The organism is Rhodococcus sp. NPDC057135 (assembly GCF_042670865.1).
Classification (GTDB): Bacteria; Actinomycetota; Actinomycetes; order Mycobacteriales; family Mycobacteriaceae; genus Rhodococcus_F.
In genome coordinates this window covers 135,698-153,295 of sequence record NZ_JBHUUU010000005.1, presented here as the reverse complement: position 1 = coordinate 153,295, position 17,598 = coordinate 135,698, and the positions used below count along the sequence as shown (strand labels likewise).

Below are 17,598 nucleotides of genomic sequence, written 5' to 3'. Positions count from 1 at the left end.
GGCTCCTCGGTTATCCGCACGGGGGTTGGTAGGAATCCCACGGATCGGCCGGTTTGTTGTCCTCGCCGAATTCGATGAGCACCAAACCGCAGAGGCTGTCCGGAGCCAGGTGATCCTGTGGGGAGAACGACAGTGTCAGTCCGTCCTGTCCGAAGCTGGCGGGGAGTGCCGAAACCTGTTGAAGAGCATCACGAACGGCCGTCCGATCTCGGTGATCGCCGGCAATTTCGATGGCCTCGGCCAACATCATGACGGCGTCGTACGCCTGTGCGTCGTAGGCAGTCAGTTGATAATCAGGGCCCTTCACCGCCTGCACCTTGCTGCGCAGTTCGGCGGTTCTCGGGTTGTTCGCACTCAGTGAGCCCATGTACACCATGCCGCTCAACGCCTTCGGGTCCGCCAAAGCCCAAGATGCAGGCTGGTTTCCGATGGAAGCGAGTGAGAAGCGTTGCGTCTGCGGGGTGATTTTCGACAGGGTGTTGTGAGCGAGAATCTCGAAGTGCCCGCCGATACTGGCGACCAGGATTGCGTCCGGTTCAGTTTCCGCGAGACGCGACACCTGTGCGGTGATGTCCGCCGCATCGACCGGCGCCTTTTCGACTGCCGTCACTCTGGCGCATTTCTCGAGCGCCGGCCGCAGGGTCTTGATGATTCCGTCGATGGACGCACTAGCGTCACCGAGAATTCCCAGGGATTTGTACCCCATCTTCTCGAAAGCCCCGCAGTACACCTGGGCATACTGCTTCAACGAGTTCGGAATCATGAACGAGTAGTCGTTGTCGGGCGCCGAGGCAAAAGCGTCGCTGAGAACGACCGGAGCTATCGCAGGAATCTTCGACTGCTGGAGAATCGACTTGGCTTGCAGGACCGACCCGCTGCCCGTGGCGAGGATGACCGCACTGGATCCGTGATCGACCAACTTCCGAATGATCGACGGTGTCTTGGTGGGGCTGCTCTCGTCGTTCTCGACAACCAATTCGACTTGCTTACCGTTGATTCCGCCCGCCTGGTTGATCAGGTCGACGGTCATCCGTACGGTCTTGCCGGCGATCGTGCTGTACGACGCACCGGGGCCGGTCGAGTCCTCGTCCAAACCGATGACGATGGTGTCTTCGGGAATGACACCGGCAGATGCGCACGCGCTCGCCCCGAGCACCACTGCCGCGCAGACGGCAATCGCCTTTCCGAGTCTCACATCGAACTCCCGTCCAAACTCTGCTTGGTAAATCAAACAAGCGCTTGATTTACGACTGTGGACAGAAGTATGCACTGGGTCACACCGATAGTCAAAATCCGAACTACACGCGCAGGAACTGCGGTGTTACGGCTTCTGAAGGTGCCGGATCGAGGAGCTGAGTTCGCGAATGACGGACTTCAATTCATCAACATCAGAGCGGAGTTCGGCTAATTCAGAGTCGGGAGATTCGGTCTGCGCATCCTTCTTCGCGGTGCGCCGCGCAATGCGCGCCACCGGCTCTCCGTCGCCGGAACGTGCGGCGAAGCCGTCCAGGAATACCGAGATCAGATTGCGCTGCAGATCGTCGGCAAACTCGGAAAGCTGCGGGCGATACTGCGCGACGGTGGACCAGACGGATTCACGCAGGAGCCGATGAAACTGCTCGGGATCGATGTCCTCCCGAAACTCCCCGTCGGCAATTCCGCGCGCGATGGCCGATCGCCAGTAACTGTGGGCCTTCTGCACCAGGACCGTGATGGGAGCGTCGGCCGGCTGCGACGAAAGAATGGCCTCGCCCTGATACACCTCGGTGGCATACGGGTGATCGACCGCAGAGGCGAACGACACCGAAACCATCGTGGCCAGGCGATCGCGAGCGGAACCTTCCGGCTCGATCGAGTCCTCGTACCGGACGTTGAGATCTTCGAGGAACCTGACGACGATCTCGTTTGCTATCGCATCCTTGGAGTCGAAGTAGTGATAAAGGCTCCCGGAAAGGATCCCGACTTCGTCGGCGATGTCGCGCACCGTCGTCGCAGCGATTCCCCGCTCGCTGAACAGCTTGGCCGCATGAGCGAGTATTTCGTCCCGTCGGGTCGAGCGCACGAGAAGATCCTTCCGACGTTCCGATTGTCAAGCGAGTGCTTGATCGATTTCTCGTCGATGCTAACACCGCACCCCTGCTGACCTGCGGTGTGAGGTCCCGGACATCGAATGGAAACACCGGACACACACTTGTCACCGACAGTCATTCCACCGCAACAACTTCCACCTACTCTGTGCACTCGACGAATACAGCGTTGTATACGCACCCCGGATACAGATCTGTCAGAGCCATTGTCTGCCAGAGCCATCGACACGAAAGGCCCGTACATGCGAACCTTCTCGAAGCGCACCCTTGCCGCGCCGGCCGCTCTCGCCGCGCTGGGCTTGGTTCTCACCGGCTGCGGAAGCAAGGCAACAGACACCGCAGCGGGAGATTCGACGGCTGCGTCGTGCGTCGACACCTCGGGGGACACGATCAAGGTCGGTTCCCTGAATTCACTCTCGGGCACCATGGCCATCAGTGAAGTGACGGTCCGCGACTCCATCTCGTTGGCGGTGCAGGAGATCAACGATTCCGGAGGTGTGCTGGGCAAGAAGATTCAGATCGTGGCGGAGGACGGCGCGTCGGAGCCGACGGTGTTCGCTGAGAAGGCCGAGAAACTGATCAGCAGCGATTGCGTCGCAGCAGTTTTCGGTGGCTGGACCTCCTCGAGCCGTAAGGCCATGCTGCCGGTGTTCGAGGACAACAACTCTTTGCTCTACTACCCGGTCCAGTACGAGGGACTCGAAGATTCCAAGAACATCTTCTACACGGGTGCGACGACCAACCAGCAGATCATCCCGGCTCTGGACTACCTGAAGGAGAAGGGCGTCAAGTCGCTGTATCTGGTCGGCAGCGACTACGTGTTCCCGCAGACCGCTAACCGCATCATCAAGGCGTACGCGGCAGCGAACGGCATCGAGATCAAGGGCGAGGATTACACGCCTTTGGGCTCGACCGACTTCTCCACCATCGTGAACAAGGTGCGCACCGCCGACGCGGATGCCGTGTTCAACACACTCAACGGTGATTCCAACGTCGCGTTCTTCCGTGAATACTCGAATGTCGGTCTGAAACCTGCCGACATGCCTGTCGTCTCCGTTTCCATCGCGGAAGAAGAGGTCGGCGGTATCGGTGTCCAGAACGTCGAAGGCCAGCTGACGGCGTGGAACTACTACCAGACCATCGACTCCCCTGAGAACAAGAAGTTCGTCGCGGCGTACAAGGCGAAGTTCGGCCAGGACAAGCCCACGTCCGATCCGATGGAAGCGGCATACACCTCCGTCTACCTCTGGAAGAACACCGTCGAGAAGGCCAACTCGTTTGCGGTCAAGGATATTCAGGACAACGCCGACGGTGTGACCTTCCAGGCACCCGAAGGACTCGTCACCATCGACGGCGACAATCACCACATCACCAAGACTGCTCGGATCGGCGAAATCCGTTCCGACGGACTCATCTACACGGTCTGGGATTCGGGACAGCCGATCGAGCCGGATCCGTACCTGAAGAACTACCCCTGGGCCGAGGGACTCGGCAGCTGATCGAGGAAAGGCGGAATTGACGGAATCGACGAGTAGAGAGGTGGAGCGTCTGTCATGGATGTTGTGATCGGACAGTTGTTCACGGGTTTGAGTATCGGATCGATTCTCCTGTTGGCAGCGTTGGGATTGTCTCTCACGTTCGGGCAGATGGGTGTCATCAACATGGCACACGGCGAGTTCATCATGGCCGGCTCTTACACCGCATACGTAGTGCAGCAGGTGATCTCGAATGCAACGGGATCGTTGATCATTTCTCTGCTCGTCGGTTTTGTCGTCGGCGGACTGATGGGTGTCGTGCTCGAAGTGGTCCTGGTATCGCGGATGTACCACCGACCCCTCGACACCCTGTTGGTGACGTTCGGCGTCGGATTGATCCTTCAGCAGTTGGCACGAGACATCTTCGGGGCGCCGGCAGTCAACGTTTCGGCACCGACTTGGCTTTCGGGTGGGGTCGACATCTTCGGCGCCGTGGTCCCGAAGACCCGCATCTTCATTTTGGTATTGGCGATCGCTGCGGTGATCGCGCTTTCGGTCGCGCTGAAGCAGTCGTCGATGGGTAGACGCATCCGCGCCGTCGTACAGAATCGCGATCTGGCCGAGACGAGCGGAATCTCTTCTCGTCGTACGGACATCACGACCTTCTTCCTCGGATCCGGGCTCGCCGGCGTAGCGGGTGTCGCGTTGACGCTCATCGGTTCCACCAGTCCGACCATCGGCCAGTCCTATCTGATCGACGCCTTCCTGGTTGTTGTCGTCGGCGGCCTCGGTCAGATGAAGGGAGCTGTGATCGCAGCCTTCGCCCTCGGCATCTTGAACTCGTTCATCGAGTACTCGACGACGGCGTCGATCGCGAAGGTGATCGTGTTCGTCATCATCGTCGTCTTCCTTCAAGTCCGGCCACAGGGCCTGTTCGCAGTCAAGACGAGGAGCCTCGTATGAGCATCCTGAACAATTCCCGAATTCGGGTGTGGGGCGGTTTTGCACTCGCCGCGATCGTGCTGTTCGCCATCGCTCCGGCTGTACTCTCGGACTTCAGGCTGTCACTGTTGGCCAAATTCCTGTGCTTCGCCATAGTCGCTGTCGGCATCGGTTTGGCTTGGGGCAGAGGCGGAATGCTCACGCTCGGCCAGGGCGTGTTCTTCGGAATCGGCGCATACGTGATGGCGATGCACCTCAAGATCGCCGATGCCGAACTCAAGGGCGACGCGGTCCCGGACTTCATGTCCATCGCCGGCAAGACCGAACTGCCGGGATACTGGCAACCGTTCGCCTCGCCATTCGTGGCGATCTTCGCCATCCTTTTCCTGCCGGCCGCTGTTGCCTTTCTCCTCGGACTCGGTGTGTTCAAGCGGAGGGTCAAGGGCGCGTACTTCGCGATCCTCTCGCAAGCACTCGCCGCAGCTTTTGCGATCCTCTTGATCGGACAACAATCGATCGGTGGCAGCAACGGCCTCAACCGCTTTCGCACGTTCTTCGGTTTCAACCTCAATGATCCGGCGAACAAGCAGATGTTGTTCTTCATCGCCGCCGGAGTTCTTCTCGCGTCGGTAGCTCTGATTCGCCAGCTGATGAACTCCCGATACGGCGAACTGCTCGTCGCGGTCCGCGATCAAGAGGAGCGCGTGCGTTTCCTCGGATACGATCCGGCGAACATCAAACTGGTCGCCTACGTGACCGCGGCGTTCCTCGCCGGTATCGCCGGCGCGCTCTTCGTTCCGATCGTGGGCATCATCTCCCCCGCCGACGTCGGGATCGTGCCGTCCATCGCCTTCCTCATCGGAGTTGCGATCGGCGGCCGCGCCACGCTTCTGGGTCCGGTACTGGGTGCGATCGGCGTCGCATGGGCGCAGTCGACATTCTCGGAAAAACTCCCATCGGGATGGATCTACGCGCAAGGGCTGATGTTCATCGTCGTAGTCGGATTCTTCCCGGCAGGTGTGGCCGGATTGTTCGCTCTGATGCGCCACCGCAAGAAGCGTGAGACACCGATCGGCCCGCCGGTCAAGGTCTCCCAACCCGAACCAGTCGAGGTGTCGTCATGACCAACACAACCGCCACCACCGAGCCGGCACTGGGCGGCAACGCCGGAATGTCGTCCGAGTACCTCGAAGTACGGAACCTTTCGGTCAGCTTCGACGGTTTCAAAGCAGTTGACGGCGTCGACTTGACCCTCATGCAGGGCGATCTGAGGTTTCTGATCGGTCCGAACGGAGCTGGAAAGACAACGCTGGTCGATGCCATCACCGGGCTGGTTCCCGCTACCGGTTCCATCACGAAGTCCGGCGAGCAACTGCTCGGCAAGAAAGTTCACAAGATCGCCCGTCTCGGGGTCGGGCGAACCTTCCAGACGGCAAGCGTCTTCGAAGAGCTCTCGGTGCTGCAGAACCTCGACATCGCGGCCGGAGCCGGCCGATCACCGTGGAACCTGCTCAGAAAACGCAAAGGTGTGCTTCCCGAGATCGAAGAGGCACTGGAGACAACCGGTTTGGAGCACCTCAGGGACACTCCCGCGGGCATTCTCGCACACGGCCAGAAGCAGTGGCTCGAAATCGGAATGTTGTTGGTACAGAACTGTTCCGTACTTCTGCTCGACGAGCCCGTCGCAGGTATGAGCCTCGAGGAGCGCGAGGAGACCGGGAACCTTCTGCGGCGCATCGGCGGTGCGCGAACCGTCGTCGTCGTCGAGCACGACATGGACTTCATGCGATCCTTCGCCACGTCCGTCACGGTGCTCGCCGCTGGGAAAGTGCTCGCCGAAGGGACCGTGGCCGAGGTCCAAGCCGACCCCAAGGTGCAAGAGGTCTATCTCGGCACAGCCGCTGCCGGAACCGATCTCGGCGCCGACACCGAACCGACCCCGGAGGACTGAATCATGCTCGAACTCGTCGACATCCGCGCCGGCTACGGACGTACCGAAGTGATCCACGGCGTTTCCCTACTGGTTCCCAGCGACGGGGTTGCGGCAGTCATGGGTCACAACGGTGCGGGCAAAACCACCTTGCTGCGCGCCGCCGTCGGACTGATCAAACCCACACGCGGAAAGGTACTTCTGAACGGTGAGGACATCACCGGCCTGCGGCCCAGCGCCCGTGTCGCTCGCGGACTTGCCTATGTACCCCAGGGTCAGCAGTCGTTCGGACAACTGACAACTGCCGAGAATCTTCGAGTGGTCGCCGACGGGCGCAAACGCGGAAAAGCGCTCATCGCAGAGGCATTGGATCTGTTTCCGGCACTCACCACGCTGCTCGATCGACGGGCCGGGCTTCTCTCCGGTGGGCAGCGACAGCAGCTTGCCATCGCTCGCGCACTGATCACCGAACCCAAGATCCTCATCCTGGACGAGCCGACCGAGGGCATTCAGCCCAACGTGGTCGCCGAAATCGAAAGGACCGTCATGGAACTCACCGAGCGAGGCGATCTCGGTGTCCTCCTCGTGGAGCAACACATCGGTTTCGCGCTCCAATCTGCGCAGCATTACAGCATTCTCGCGGCCGGACACGTGACCTCGACCGGTGAGGGCGGCACCACGTCCACCGACGCGGTTCGTCGAGCGATGGCAATCTGACATGAGTGTGCGGCCGCCGCTGCGCGAGCAGGTCTACCGCTCGATCCGGAACGATCTGATGTCCGGTCAGATCGCGCCATCCGAACGACTCGGTGAGGAACGGTTGGCTCATCTCTACGGCGTCTCGCGAACACCGGTCCGCGAGGCGCTCGCAAAGTTGGAATCCGACGGGCTCGTCGAACGCGACGAACACGGCCTCTTTCCGTACCGGCCGCACCTCGACGAGTTGGGTGGCCTCTACGAGCTGCGCGTACTCCTCGAGGTGCACGGGCTTCGGCGGGTACTCGACGGTGAAGCCCCCGTCCATGACAAAGACGCGCTCGGTTCCGAACTGGACCGGTGGTACGCGTTTCGCAAACAGATGCCGTCGCCGGACGCGGGTTTCGTGACCCTCGACGAGGAGTTTCACATTGCGCTCCTCGCCTCGTCCGGCAACCACGCACTGGTCGACGCTCTTCAGGCCGTCAACTCGAAGCTGCGCCCCGTGCGGATGTTCGACTACCTGACTCCCGACCGTATGAAGGCCACCGTGGAGGAACATATCTCCGTCGTCGAACTGGTTCTGGACGGCAAGATTCCGCAGGCGCACGAGGCACTGGTATCGCACATCGACATCTCTCGCACGGTCGTCCTCGACCGCGCCCGCCAAGCCCTCTCGTTGGCCGCTATGGCCAATGCCGTGCGGAATTGATCAGGTTCGTGTCGCCGACTCGAGGGTAACGACTTCGGTGACGTGGTCTCTCGTCAGCGGGATCAGCAGATACTCCCCCGGTACGGTTGGCTTCGGACCGAGCTCAGAGCCTGGGACAGTACCCGTTGTGCCATCAGAACATTCGACGGCAACTTCGCCCGCGTAGTCCACATCAGTCGCAACCTCACAGGTGAGTCCGTCATCCGTAGTGAAGGCGGAGATACTCGAATCGCCAGGGCCGTGGATTTCCGTCCCGGTTGGATCTGCCGGCGCCGGCGTACTCGTGGTTTGTGTGCCAGTCGTTGTGGTGACGGGTGTTGTGGTGAGCGGTGGACTTGTCTGCAGCGTGGTGGCTGTTGCCGCGGTGGTTGTGGCGGTGGCGGTGGTGGTTGTGGCGGTGGTGGTTGTGGCGGTGGTGGCCGCTGTAGGTTCAGGCGTCGTCGTTCCCGTAGTCGGCGTGGTGGTCACGGGAACAGCTGTCGATGTTGTCGATGTGGGCTCGGCGACTCGCGCTGCCTGTCCGGTGACAAGGCTCAAGGGCGTCACCGGGGGTGAGGAGTCGAGTCCGCACTGAGCGGCCGACAGATTGACGGATATGTTCGTCGATCCGAGGATGACTGTGACCAGTCCTTCACCCAAGATCGACAATGCGACGGTTACGGCCTCAACAGTGAAGCTCACCGAAACAGCGGAGGAAGCAACAACAGGCGCGGAACCGGAAGCCGCTCGGGTGCTGGTGACCTTGATGTTCGAGAAGCGCGCTTCCACCCGCGCGAGCAATGGGACATTCGCCATCACGAAGGTCGCAGTAGTCGGCGACGTCGACGTGGCCGAACCGTTTGCACCCACTGCTGGGATGGCAACGGTGGCGCCGCCGACTTTCACGGTTCCTGTCGGCTGGTCAGTAGCCGCCGACGTACTCGCACAGCGCGCGTTTGTCTTGACGCTCGTGCTCGTGATCGCGTCCGCCGGTATCAACGTGATCCCCAGTACCGAAAGCAGATTCAATTGCAGGCCCAACGTAGAGGTAGTTTCCGCGTCCGCATCCGACCCGGCCACCCCACATGGGGTCGATGCCGACGCTCCTACGAGATACGCGGCGCACTGAACGGCGCTACCCGTGCGGCTGAGTGCGGGCAACCCCAGCAGTACACCGGAGTTGTCCGCCAACGAAACGGTCCCCGTGGTTTTGCCCGGCGACAGTTGAGTTTGCAAGGTCGGATGTTCGATCAACGAACCGCCGAGATTTCCTCCCAGAGTTATCAATCCGCCGGTCGCCGTTCCTTTGCCCGACGTCGATCTGCCGTACCCACTCGTCGTCCATGAACCGGTGGAAATCGGGCCTGTCACGTACTCGGAGTCTGTCCACGCCGCTTCGGTCTCTCCGAGCAGTGGGTGAGACGAGAAACCGGAGCCCAGAACAACCGCAACTGCCAATACGATGACTGAGAACAGGTGGCGACGCTTCATTGCCTACCGCCGTCCGGCGGGAGAAGAACCTGAATGGGTTCGGTTTTCGGGTCGGTCGAGTCAGAATCGTCGTCATCGGTATTGCGCGGCCAGAATACCGCGACCACCAAGGCCGCCATTGTCAGCGTGATCGCCCCCAGAACAAGAGGATTCGAGAAGTAGACGATCACCCGCGCCAATCCCGGAATGTGCCAGAGCACTTTCCGAACTGTGGTGACCTCGTATACCGCGGGATCAGCCGTGGCGTTGGCATCACCCTTGAGATCGAGAATCGTGATGCCGTTGTCCTGGGTACGAGCGGAAACGACGCGGTGCGTCACCGGCAGTTCGGAGCTGCCCCGATCGACGGTGACGACGTCGCCAACCTCGACGGAACCCGCAGGTACTTCACGCACTACGGCGAGCGAACCCGTCGGAATGGTCGGCGACATCGAGCCCGTCTTGAACATGATCAGTGTGATGTCGAAGGCGAAGGCACAGATCACCAAAGCGATACAAACGACCCCACCGGCAGCGAGAACCTGAAGGATGCAGTCCCCGATGATCGTCGGGACCGAACGCTTCTTCGTCCGGGCATGTGTTGTCCGGGCACGTATTGGCATTGCAGCTCCTTCAGGGTGTTGCACTGAACTGCCAAGTGGGAGTTGCCGTTTTGCCGATCAGCGCCGAGTTGCTCCAATTGGCCGAGGTTCCGGGCAGCGAAATCTCGAAGCACAGCGCCACCGCTCCCCCCGGCGACGCTCCACCGGTCGGTAACGCGATGGCCCCGACTGCGGAACCAATTGAGAGCGGAGGAAACACCGACGCACTTCCCACCACGAATTGCGGTGTTCCCGTGGAGAATGCCGATGAATCACAGGTGGTCGACTTGACCACCCGATACCGCAGCGCCGACGCCAGCGTGGAGTCTCCGGCAACCGTCGCCGACTGCAGAGTGACAGATGCTGCCGGCGAGACCGGCACCGTTCGAAGAGAGACCGGGCCGTACGAGAGCGCACCGGGGCGAATCAGGAGCGCCGAGGGTGTATACGTGAAAACGCCAGGGGCACTGGATGAATGCGACGACCATCCACCGCCGACGTTCGACTCGATTCCGAATGTCCCAGTGCGAAACGATGCATCGCCCATCGTGCTGTCCACCCAACTGGCAGCCACGGTGCTTACACCGATACCCAGGACGATCCCCGAGGCCGCTAGTGCGTACACCTGACGCATTCGCCGTGTGACCACGCAGGCGTCAGGGGGTGGACTGGCCGGTGAACTGCCAGAGCAAGCGCCCGGTGTCCTTGCCCGACACGATCGAAGGGTCGACTCCGGCAGGCAGCGTGACCGCGAAGCACAGTTCTACCGGCACACCCGTGCCTAGCAGGGTGACATCCGAACCCGAACCTGCCGTCAAGGCCACCGGACTAGCTGTCGTGCCCACCCATGCTGTGCCTGCTCCAATTCCCGCCGCCGTGCAGGTCGTCGAGGAGACACCTCGATACACCGAGTACCGCAGGGCGGGTTTGAGATCGGCATCACCGCCCGTCGCACCGAGTAGTTGTACCGTCGCGCCGAAAGTGCTGGCCGTGGGACCGATCCGTAGCGCTACCGGCGCATATACCGTCGTTCCGGGTGAGAGTGTGTTGAATCCCGTGCTGAATTGGAAGTGGCCGGCGGAAGCGTCGACTTGATACTCACCCCAGGAGGTCTGCCCGTCGAAACTGCCCTGGAGATTCCAAGTTCCGGTCTTGAACTGTGCGTCGCCGAAAACGTTATCTGTCCACGCCGCCAAGGTGACGGCGGCGCCGATACCGAGGACAAGTCCTCCGGCTAGTAACGCACGTACTTTGCGCTTGTTTACAGCCTTCCGATCAGTGGCCATGCTGGTCTCGATTCACTTGGAATGCGAAAGAACCTCCGATTCGGGAAATCTAGCCCCCAATTTCACCCGAAATATCCGAAATGACCGAAATCGAGACAAAGACTTCACGCCTTCTCCGCCTCGCCGCCTTACGTGGGCGCTGACCAGGCGGAAATAGGAAAGCCGGCCAGATGGTTGCACCTTCCAACGACACTTGCGTTCTATTCGCTGAGAAAGGCACCACATTCATGGCCGTCCCACTTTCCATTCTCGATCTCGCCCACATCGGCGACAACGAAACCGCCAAAGACAGCTTCGACGCCAGCGTGACCTTGGCGCAGCGTGCCGAGGAGTGGGGCTACAAGCGAATCTGGTACGCCGAGCACCACAACATGGGTTCCATCGCGTCTTCGGCTACGAGTGTTCTGATCAGCCACGTCGCCGCGCACACCAGCAAAATCCGCCTCGGCGCCGGTGGGATCATGCTCCCCAACCACGCGCCGCTGACGATCGCCGAGCAGTTCGGCACCCTCGAGACTCTGCACCCGGGTCGTATCGATCTCGGGCTCGGCCGCGCACCCGGTAGTGATCAGAAGACGATGCAGGCTTTGCGACGCGACCCGAGTTCTTCGGACAGCTTCCCGCAGGACGTACTCGAGCTTCAGGGCTACCTCGGCGACACCTCACGCGTCCCCGGAATCAACGCCGTTCCCGGCAAGGGCACTCACGTTCCGCTCTACATTCTCGGATCGTCACTGTTCGGCGCCAAGCTCGCCGCGATGCTCGGCCTGCCGTATGCATTTGCCTCGCACTTCGCCCCCAACGCCCTGCGCGATGCCGTTGCGATCTACCGCCGCGAGTTCAAGCCGTCGGAGCAGTTGGCAGAGCCGTACGTCATCGCCGGCGTCAACGTCATCGCCGCCGACACGCATGAGCAAGCTCAGCAGGACTTCCTCGCTGCCAAGCGTTCGCGCGTCAGCCTCCTTCTCGGACGTGGACGCAAGTTCACGGACGACGAGGCGGACATGCTGCTCGACTCCCCCGCCGGTCAGCAGGTTCTGCAGATGACCAAGTACAGCGCCATCGGCACGCCTACGGAGGTCCGCGCCTACCTCGACGAGTTCACCGAGCATGCGCAGGCCGACGAGCTGATCACGGTGTCGACCGGCACCAACCGCGAGGCATGGTTGCGCACGTTCGAACTCCTCGCCGACGTGAGCGATCTGGTGCCCGCCTAAGCTGCCGGTATGGGCGATCCTTCCCGTCGCGGGTTCATCTCGGTACTGGCCGTTCTGCTTTCGACGGGTTGGGCCGCCAACCACTTTGCCTCGCTCATCCCGGTTCTCCGGGTGGACGAGGGCCTCTCGCACACCGTGCTCGACGGTGTTTTCGGCATCTACGCGCTCGGGCTGCTGCCCGGCCTGTTGACCGGTGGAGCTGTGTCGGACCGCGTCGGTCGAGCTGTCGTTGTCCTGCCCGGAGCGCTCATAGCCTCGCTCGGAACCTTGATTCTTCTTCTCTGGCACGACGCGCCGGGACTCATGGTCGGACGCCTTGTCGTCGGCGTCGGTGCCGGTCTGGCGATCGGCGCCGGTACCGCGTGGGCGGCCGACCTTCGTGGCAAGTCCGGCACCGTCATGGCGGGCGTCGTACTTACCTCGGGTTTTGCACTGGGACCGCTGTTTTCGGGTCTGTTGGCGGAATTTGCCGCCTTCCCACTCGCCACGCCCTTTATCGTCTCGGCCGTCTTGTCGGTGGGTTCGGTTGCCGCGGCGGCTGTGTGGAGTCGTACACCTGTTCCCGTAGAAGCCGCGACCATCACACCCGTCCCAGACGGCGCGGAGCGCTCCGTCGCAAATGCGCCAGACGGCGCGGAGCGCTCCGTCGCATCTGCACCAGACGGCGCGGAGCGCTCCGTCGCATCTGCTCTGTTCTGGGCACTTCCGTTGGCTCCGTGGGTGTTCGCCAGCGCAACAGTCTCTTTCGTGACCATGACGGCCAGGCTCGGTGACCGCTACTCCGGGCCGCTCCTTCCGGGGTTCGCGGCGGCGCTGACCCTGGGTGCTGGAATCCTGGTTCAAACCGCTGCGCGCCATCGCAATTGGGGTCCCCAGGCCGGCACGGTCGGCGCCGCACTGGCGGCACTCGGATACCTTCTTGTCGCGGTCGGCGGTGCACACCCCGCGCTCGGGTTGTTCATCGTCTGCGCGCTCGTCCTCGGTACGGCCTACGGACTGTGCCTGCGTGAAGGCCTGCTCGATCTCGAGTCGCTGGCTCCCCCAGCCTCGCGGGGCGCGTTGACCGGGATCTTCTACGTCGGCACCTATCTCGGATTCGGACTACCGGTGCTGCTGGTCGTCATCGAACCCACGATGGGCCCGTCACTGCCGTTGGTGATCCTCGCCGCTGTTGCCGCCGTCGTTGCCGTGGTCCGATTCCGCCGATTGCGGTCGACACAGGCTTCCGCGTCACATCCTCGTCTCGAAGCCGCATCGGTCTGAGCGTCCATTCGGACAGAGTTGGCGGTACTTGCAGTCGCAGCTACCCGGCGGTGTTAGCGTCGGAGGACCAGAAAGTAACTGCGTAGGGACACAGCAATGGGCAAGAGCGAGGCGGGCAAGGCCGAATTGGCCAAGAGCAGTGCGGACGACCTGACGGGTCGGCGCATCTTGATCACCGGCGCCGCCCGCAATATCGGTTCTTCGCTGGCCAGACGCCTCTACGACCGCGGTGCATCCGTCGGGCTCCTCGGACTCGAGCCGGAACTTCTCGAACAAGTCGCCACCTCCTGCGGCCGCGCGCCCTGGCAGTTGTGCGATGTCGCCGACCTCGCGCAGGTATCTCGCGGCGTCGACTACATAGCCGAGAAGCTGGGCGGCATCGACGTCGTCGTCGCCAATGCCGGCGTCGAGGCGAACTCCTCGATCCTCGGCGGCGACCCTGCGGACATGCGCCGCGCCGTCGAAGTCAATCTCATGGGCACGTACTACACCCTGCGCGCAGCCGGTCCGCATATCAGTCACGAAAACGGTTACGCCCTGGTGGTCGCATCCGCCCACGGCGCCGCCAAGCACCCGTTTCGCGGACCGCTTCGTGCTTCGCGCGCCGGCGTCGAAGCCTTGGGAGACGCATTGCGCCTGGAGATGAAACACCTCGGCACCAAGGTGGGCGTCGCGTACATCGGCGACATCGACACCGACACCACCGCTTTGTCGTTCGACGGAGCACGCGGAACTCTCGCCAGCGCCGGCACAACGACCGTCGCTGACGCCGTCGACGCGTTCGAGCGCGGTATCGTCGGCCGAAAGTCGCGCGTACATGCACCCCGTCGCAGCGCAGCGGTTCGCCACATCGCGCAACGAGCTATCGACCTCCGTCCCTCTCATATCCGTGGAGTCGCATGAACCCCCGTATCCCGCCCGGCCGATTCAAGGACCTCGGTCCGATCAACTGGGGAATCTGGCGTGTCCTGTCGAAGGCTGCCGGAGCACCCGATGCGCATCTGTTCAGCACATTGGGGCGCACGGGCGGACTCTTCCGCGGTTGGCTGCACTACTCCGGCTCACTCATGCCCGGCGGCAAGATCTCTCGGCACGACACCGAACTGATCATCCTGCGAGTCGCGCACCTGCGGGACTGCGGTTACGAGATGGATCACCACATAAGGCTCGGCCGCAAAGCCGGAATCGACGCAGAAGAACTGGCCCGAATCATCGAGGGACCTGGCGCTTCCGAGTTGAGTCCGCGTCACCGTGCGATCTTGACTGCGGTCGACGAGCTGGTCGCCACCAAGGACGTCACCGACACCACGTGGGGAACGCTTTCACAGCATCTCGACGATCGTCGGTTAATCGAATTCACCTTGCTGGTTACCCAGTACGACGGCCTGGCCACCACGATCGGAACCTTGCGGGTTCAGCGCGACTTCTCCTGAAGTTCGCGGCGGCCGTAACTCAGCTCTAACCCGAAGACACCTGGACGAAACACCTGATCAATAGCGTATACAGGTATGTCGACAGGGATGAATACGGCTCCGGAGCCACTACGTGAGGTGGTCTACCGGGAACTACGGACCGAACTGGTCAACGGGACCATCGGGTTCGATCAGCGCCTGACGGAACCGAAGCTCTCCACGCGTTTCGGTATCTCTCGTACTCCGGTACGGGAGGCGCTGACGATGCTGTGTGCCGATGGACTCCTGCGCCGGGAAGAGTACGGGTTCTCCGCCGTGCGCCCGAGCATTCCGCGGATCCGAGATCTGTACGAACTCCGAATCACTTTGGAACTGCAAGGAATTACCCGGGCGATCGCGGATTCGACGATCCGGCACGACCGAACAATTCTCGACGACGAGTTGGCGCGGTGGCGTGCCCTTGCTCTCGATCCACCGGCTCAGGAGCCGGGGTTCGTCGAACTGGACGAGGAGTTCCACGTCGCTGTGCTGAGGGCGTCGGGCAACAACGAACTGGTCGCGTCACTGCTGTCCGTGAACTCCCGTATCCGGCACGTTCGGATGTACGACTTCATGGTCAACGGCCGCATCGACACCTCGATCGCGGAGCACATTCGCATCCTCGAAGAACTACTTGCCGGCAACTTGCCCGAGGCCCGCACGCTTTTGCACCAACACATCGGCGAGTCTCTCGACGTCGTTCTCGACCGGGTGACCCGTGCGATCACCGCGCTCTCACTCGCCCACATCACGGACTGATCGGAGCAGTACACACATGACCGTCGCAGCAGAAGTTTTCACCCCGACTGCCCGGGTCGAGCAGGCTTTCCACCGGATCGAGGAGGTCGATCGCCCCGAAGTCTGGATCACGTTGCGCAGCAAGGACGATGTGCTTGCCGACGCCGCCTCGGTCGAGGCCAGACTCGCCGCAGGCGAACAGCTTCCCCTGGCCGGGCGTCTGGTCGCCGTCAAGGACAACGTCGACGTCGCCGGTCTGCCGACCACAGCGGCGTGCCCCGAATTCGCGTATGCGCCGGATGAAACAGCCAGTGCCGTGACGCGGTTGATCGAGCGCGGCGCTGTTGTTCTGGGGAAGACCAACCTCGACCAGTTCGCCACCGGACTGGTCGGAACGCGGAGCCCTTACGGCGCGGTTCGCTGCGCCTGGAACGAAGAGTTGATCTCGGGCGGTAGTAGTTCCGGATCCGCCGTCGCCGTCGCACTGGGAATCGTGGACATCGGAATCGGCACCGACACTGCCGGTTCCGGCCGAGTCCCGGCAGCGTTCCACGGGATCTACGGACTCAAGCTCTCGCTCGGCGTCATCCCCGTCCACGGAGTCGTACCCGCCTGCGTCGACTATGACGCTTTGACCGTGTTCGCCGGCGACCTCGAATCGGCAACCGCGGCAGCGGCAATCATGGTCGGCCACGAATCGCGTGATCCCCGCAGCAGAGTCTGGCCTTCGGATGTTCGTCTCGCGGCAGCGCCGAATCCCCGTGTCGCCGTGCCCCGAATCGAGGATCTGGCACAACTGAGCCCGTCGTACCTGGCAGCGTTCCAGGACACCGTGGCAGCCCTGGTAGCAGGCGGCGCCGACACCGAGACGATCGACATCTCCGAACTGCTCGATGCGGCCCGATTGCTCTACGACGGCGCCGTGGTGGCGCAGCGATATGCAGCGGCCGGCGAGTTCCTCGAAACTCGCCCTGCCGGAGCCGATCCCGCGGTGTCCGACATCGTGCTCGGCGCGAAGCACCCCGCCGGGTACCAGTTGGTCGACGATCTCGATGCGCTCACCCGTGCCAAGGCCGCTGCACGGGCACTCCTCGCCGGGTTCGACGCCCTACTGCTTCCGACCACCACCGAACATCCGACCATCGCCGCAGTGACCGAGGATCCGATCGGAATCAACCGCCGGATGGGAACTTTCACAAACTTCTGCAACCTGCTCGACATGGCAGCCGTCGCGGCGCCCGGGCACCGCACTGCCGAAGACCACCCGTTCGGCGTCATGTTCGTCGTACCCGCGTTCGACGACCAGATCGCCATCGACCTCGCTGCGCGACTCGGCGGCGTGCCTTCACCTACCCTCGTGGACACCGGAATCGACCTCGCAGTGTTCGGCGCTCACCTGCGCGGGCAACCCCTCAACACACAGTTGGTCGACCTCGGTGCGCGGTACGTCGAAACGGTCACCACCTCGGATGCCTACCGGCTCTTCGCTCTCGACACGACGCCACCGAAGCCCGGCCTGGTGCGCCGCGGTCCTGGCCTCGGAGCGCCAGTCGTCGGCGAGATCTTCCGAATCTCACCGGCAGGTCTGGGAACGTTCCTCGCTGCACTGCCTGCGCCGATGGCGCTCACGAGCGTCGAGTTATCCGACGGCAGAACGACTGTCGGTTTCAGCTGCACCCATGACGCCGTAAACGGCGCAGCTGACATCACCGGCTACGGCGGTTGGGCCGCGTACCTCGCTCGCTGACAG

At 62.3% G+C, this 17,598-nt stretch carries 19 protein-coding genes; 14 read left to right on the top strand and 5 right to left on the bottom strand.

The annotated features are described in order from the left end of the window. Positions 1-10 precede the first annotated feature (10 nt). Positions 11-1,195, bottom strand: coding sequence for an ABC transporter substrate-binding protein (locus tag ACFT1A_RS11455; protein ID WP_378447083.1), 1,185 nt, complete (start codon positions 1,193-1,195; stop codon positions 11-13). A gap of 126 nt (positions 1,196-1,321) precedes the next feature. Beyond that, positions 1,322-2,062 carry a TetR/AcrR family transcriptional regulator gene (locus tag ACFT1A_RS11450; RefSeq protein ID WP_378447082.1) on the bottom strand — a complete coding sequence of 247 codons (741 nt, stop codon included), beginning with the start codon at positions 2,060-2,062 and terminating at the stop codon, positions 1,322-1,324. 267 nt (positions 2,063-2,329) lie between these two features. On the opposite strand from ACFT1A_RS11450, the gene urtA reads away from it, so the two are divergent. The 8 genes from urtA to ACFT1A_RS11410 all read left to right on the top strand — a co-directional run bounded on the left by urtA (position 2,330) and on the right by ACFT1A_RS11410 (position 8,950). After that, positions 2,330-3,586, top strand: a complete 1,257-nt coding sequence (gene urtA / locus ACFT1A_RS11445) for an urea ABC transporter substrate-binding protein (RefSeq protein WP_378447081.1) — start codon at positions 2,330-2,332, stop codon at positions 3,584-3,586. Positions 3,587-3,640: 54 nt separating this feature from the next. Continuing rightward, on the top strand, positions 3,641-4,525 hold the full coding sequence (urtB, locus tag ACFT1A_RS11440; RefSeq protein ID WP_095970422.1) for an urea ABC transporter permease subunit UrtB: 885 nt from the start codon (positions 3,641-3,643) through the stop codon (positions 4,523-4,525). Continuing rightward, a complete protein-coding gene (gene urtC, locus ACFT1A_RS11435; RefSeq protein ID WP_317552531.1) occupies positions 4,522-5,628 on the top strand; it encodes an urea ABC transporter permease subunit UrtC in 1,107 nt (368 codons plus the stop codon). The genes urtB and urtC overlap by 4 nt, the downstream gene beginning before the upstream one ends. After that, positions 5,625-6,455: an urea ABC transporter ATP-binding protein UrtD gene (urtD, locus tag ACFT1A_RS11430; RefSeq protein ID WP_378447080.1), complete on the top strand. Its 831-nt coding sequence runs from the start codon at positions 5,625-5,627 to the stop codon at positions 6,453-6,455. The genes urtC and urtD overlap by 4 nt, the downstream gene beginning before the upstream one ends. 3 nt (positions 6,456-6,458) lie before the next feature. Next, positions 6,459-7,151, top strand: coding sequence for an urea ABC transporter ATP-binding subunit UrtE (gene urtE, locus ACFT1A_RS11425; protein ID WP_050656708.1), 693 nt, complete (start codon positions 6,459-6,461; stop codon positions 7,149-7,151). A gap of 1 nt (position 7,152) precedes the next feature. Further along, entirely contained in the window at positions 7,153-7,842 is a 690-nt protein-coding gene (locus tag ACFT1A_RS11420) for a GntR family transcriptional regulator (RefSeq protein ID WP_378447079.1), read from the top strand. A gap of 190 nt (positions 7,843-8,032) precedes the next feature. Beyond that, a complete protein-coding gene (locus ACFT1A_RS11415) occupies positions 8,033-8,416 on the top strand; it encodes a hypothetical protein (protein ID WP_378447078.1) in 384 nt (127 codons plus the stop codon). 45 nt (positions 8,417-8,461) lie between these two features. Then, a complete protein-coding gene (locus ACFT1A_RS11410) occupies positions 8,462-8,950 on the top strand; it encodes a hypothetical protein (protein WP_378447077.1) in 489 nt (162 codons plus the stop codon). A 358-nt stretch (positions 8,951-9,308) separates the two neighbouring features. Here the strand turns inward: ACFT1A_RS11410 and ACFT1A_RS11405 are convergent, their stop codons facing one another. The 3 genes from ACFT1A_RS11405 to ACFT1A_RS11395 are packed head-to-tail and all read right to left on the bottom strand — an operon-like array spanning position 9,309 to position 11,179. Next, entirely contained in the window at positions 9,309-9,914 is a 606-nt protein-coding gene (locus ACFT1A_RS11405; RefSeq protein ID WP_378447076.1) for a signal peptidase I, read from the bottom strand. 10 nt (positions 9,915-9,924) lie between these two features. Beyond that, positions 9,925-10,527 (bottom strand): hypothetical protein, encoded by a 603-nt coding sequence (locus ACFT1A_RS11400; RefSeq protein ID WP_378447075.1) that lies wholly within the window; start codon positions 10,525-10,527, stop codon positions 9,925-9,927. A 22-nt stretch (positions 10,528-10,549) separates the two neighbouring features. Continuing rightward, the gene (locus ACFT1A_RS11395; protein WP_378447074.1) at positions 10,550-11,179 is read right to left on the bottom strand and encodes a SipW-dependent-type signal peptide-containing protein; all 630 of its coding nucleotides are present in this window, start codon (positions 11,177-11,179) and stop codon (positions 10,550-10,552) included. Positions 11,180-11,406: 227 nt separating this feature from the next. Here ACFT1A_RS11395 and ACFT1A_RS11390 point away from each other — a divergent pair, with 227 nt between their 5' ends. From ACFT1A_RS11390 to atzF, 6 genes are all read left to right on the top strand, one after another. Next, positions 11,407-12,396, top strand: a complete 990-nt coding sequence (locus ACFT1A_RS11390; RefSeq protein WP_039973481.1) for an LLM class flavin-dependent oxidoreductase — start codon at positions 11,407-11,409, stop codon at positions 12,394-12,396. Between the two features lie 9 nt (positions 12,397-12,405). Beyond that, positions 12,406-13,659 (top strand): MFS transporter, encoded by a 1,254-nt coding sequence (locus ACFT1A_RS11385; protein ID WP_378447073.1) that lies wholly within the window; start codon positions 12,406-12,408, stop codon positions 13,657-13,659. Between the two features lie 96 nt (positions 13,660-13,755). Further along, the gene (locus tag ACFT1A_RS11380; protein ID WP_378447072.1) at positions 13,756-14,562 is read left to right on the top strand and encodes an SDR family NAD(P)-dependent oxidoreductase; all 807 of its coding nucleotides are present in this window, start codon (positions 13,756-13,758) and stop codon (positions 14,560-14,562) included. After that, the gene (locus tag ACFT1A_RS11375; RefSeq protein ID WP_378447071.1) at positions 14,559-15,092 is read left to right on the top strand and encodes a carboxymuconolactone decarboxylase family protein; all 534 of its coding nucleotides are present in this window, start codon (positions 14,559-14,561) and stop codon (positions 15,090-15,092) included. The genes ACFT1A_RS11380 and ACFT1A_RS11375 overlap by 4 nt, the downstream gene beginning before the upstream one ends. Positions 15,093-15,167: 75 nt before the next feature. Further along, complete coding sequence (locus tag ACFT1A_RS11370; RefSeq protein ID WP_378447070.1) at positions 15,168-15,869, top strand: GntR family transcriptional regulator; 702 nt, start codon at positions 15,168-15,170, stop codon at positions 15,867-15,869. After that, entirely contained in the window at positions 15,829-17,595 is a 1,767-nt protein-coding gene (gene atzF, locus ACFT1A_RS11365; RefSeq protein WP_378447069.1) for an allophanate hydrolase, read from the top strand. Before ACFT1A_RS11370 ends, atzF begins: the two co-directional genes overlap by 41 nt. The last annotated feature ends 3 nt before the right edge of the window (positions 17,596-17,598 follow it).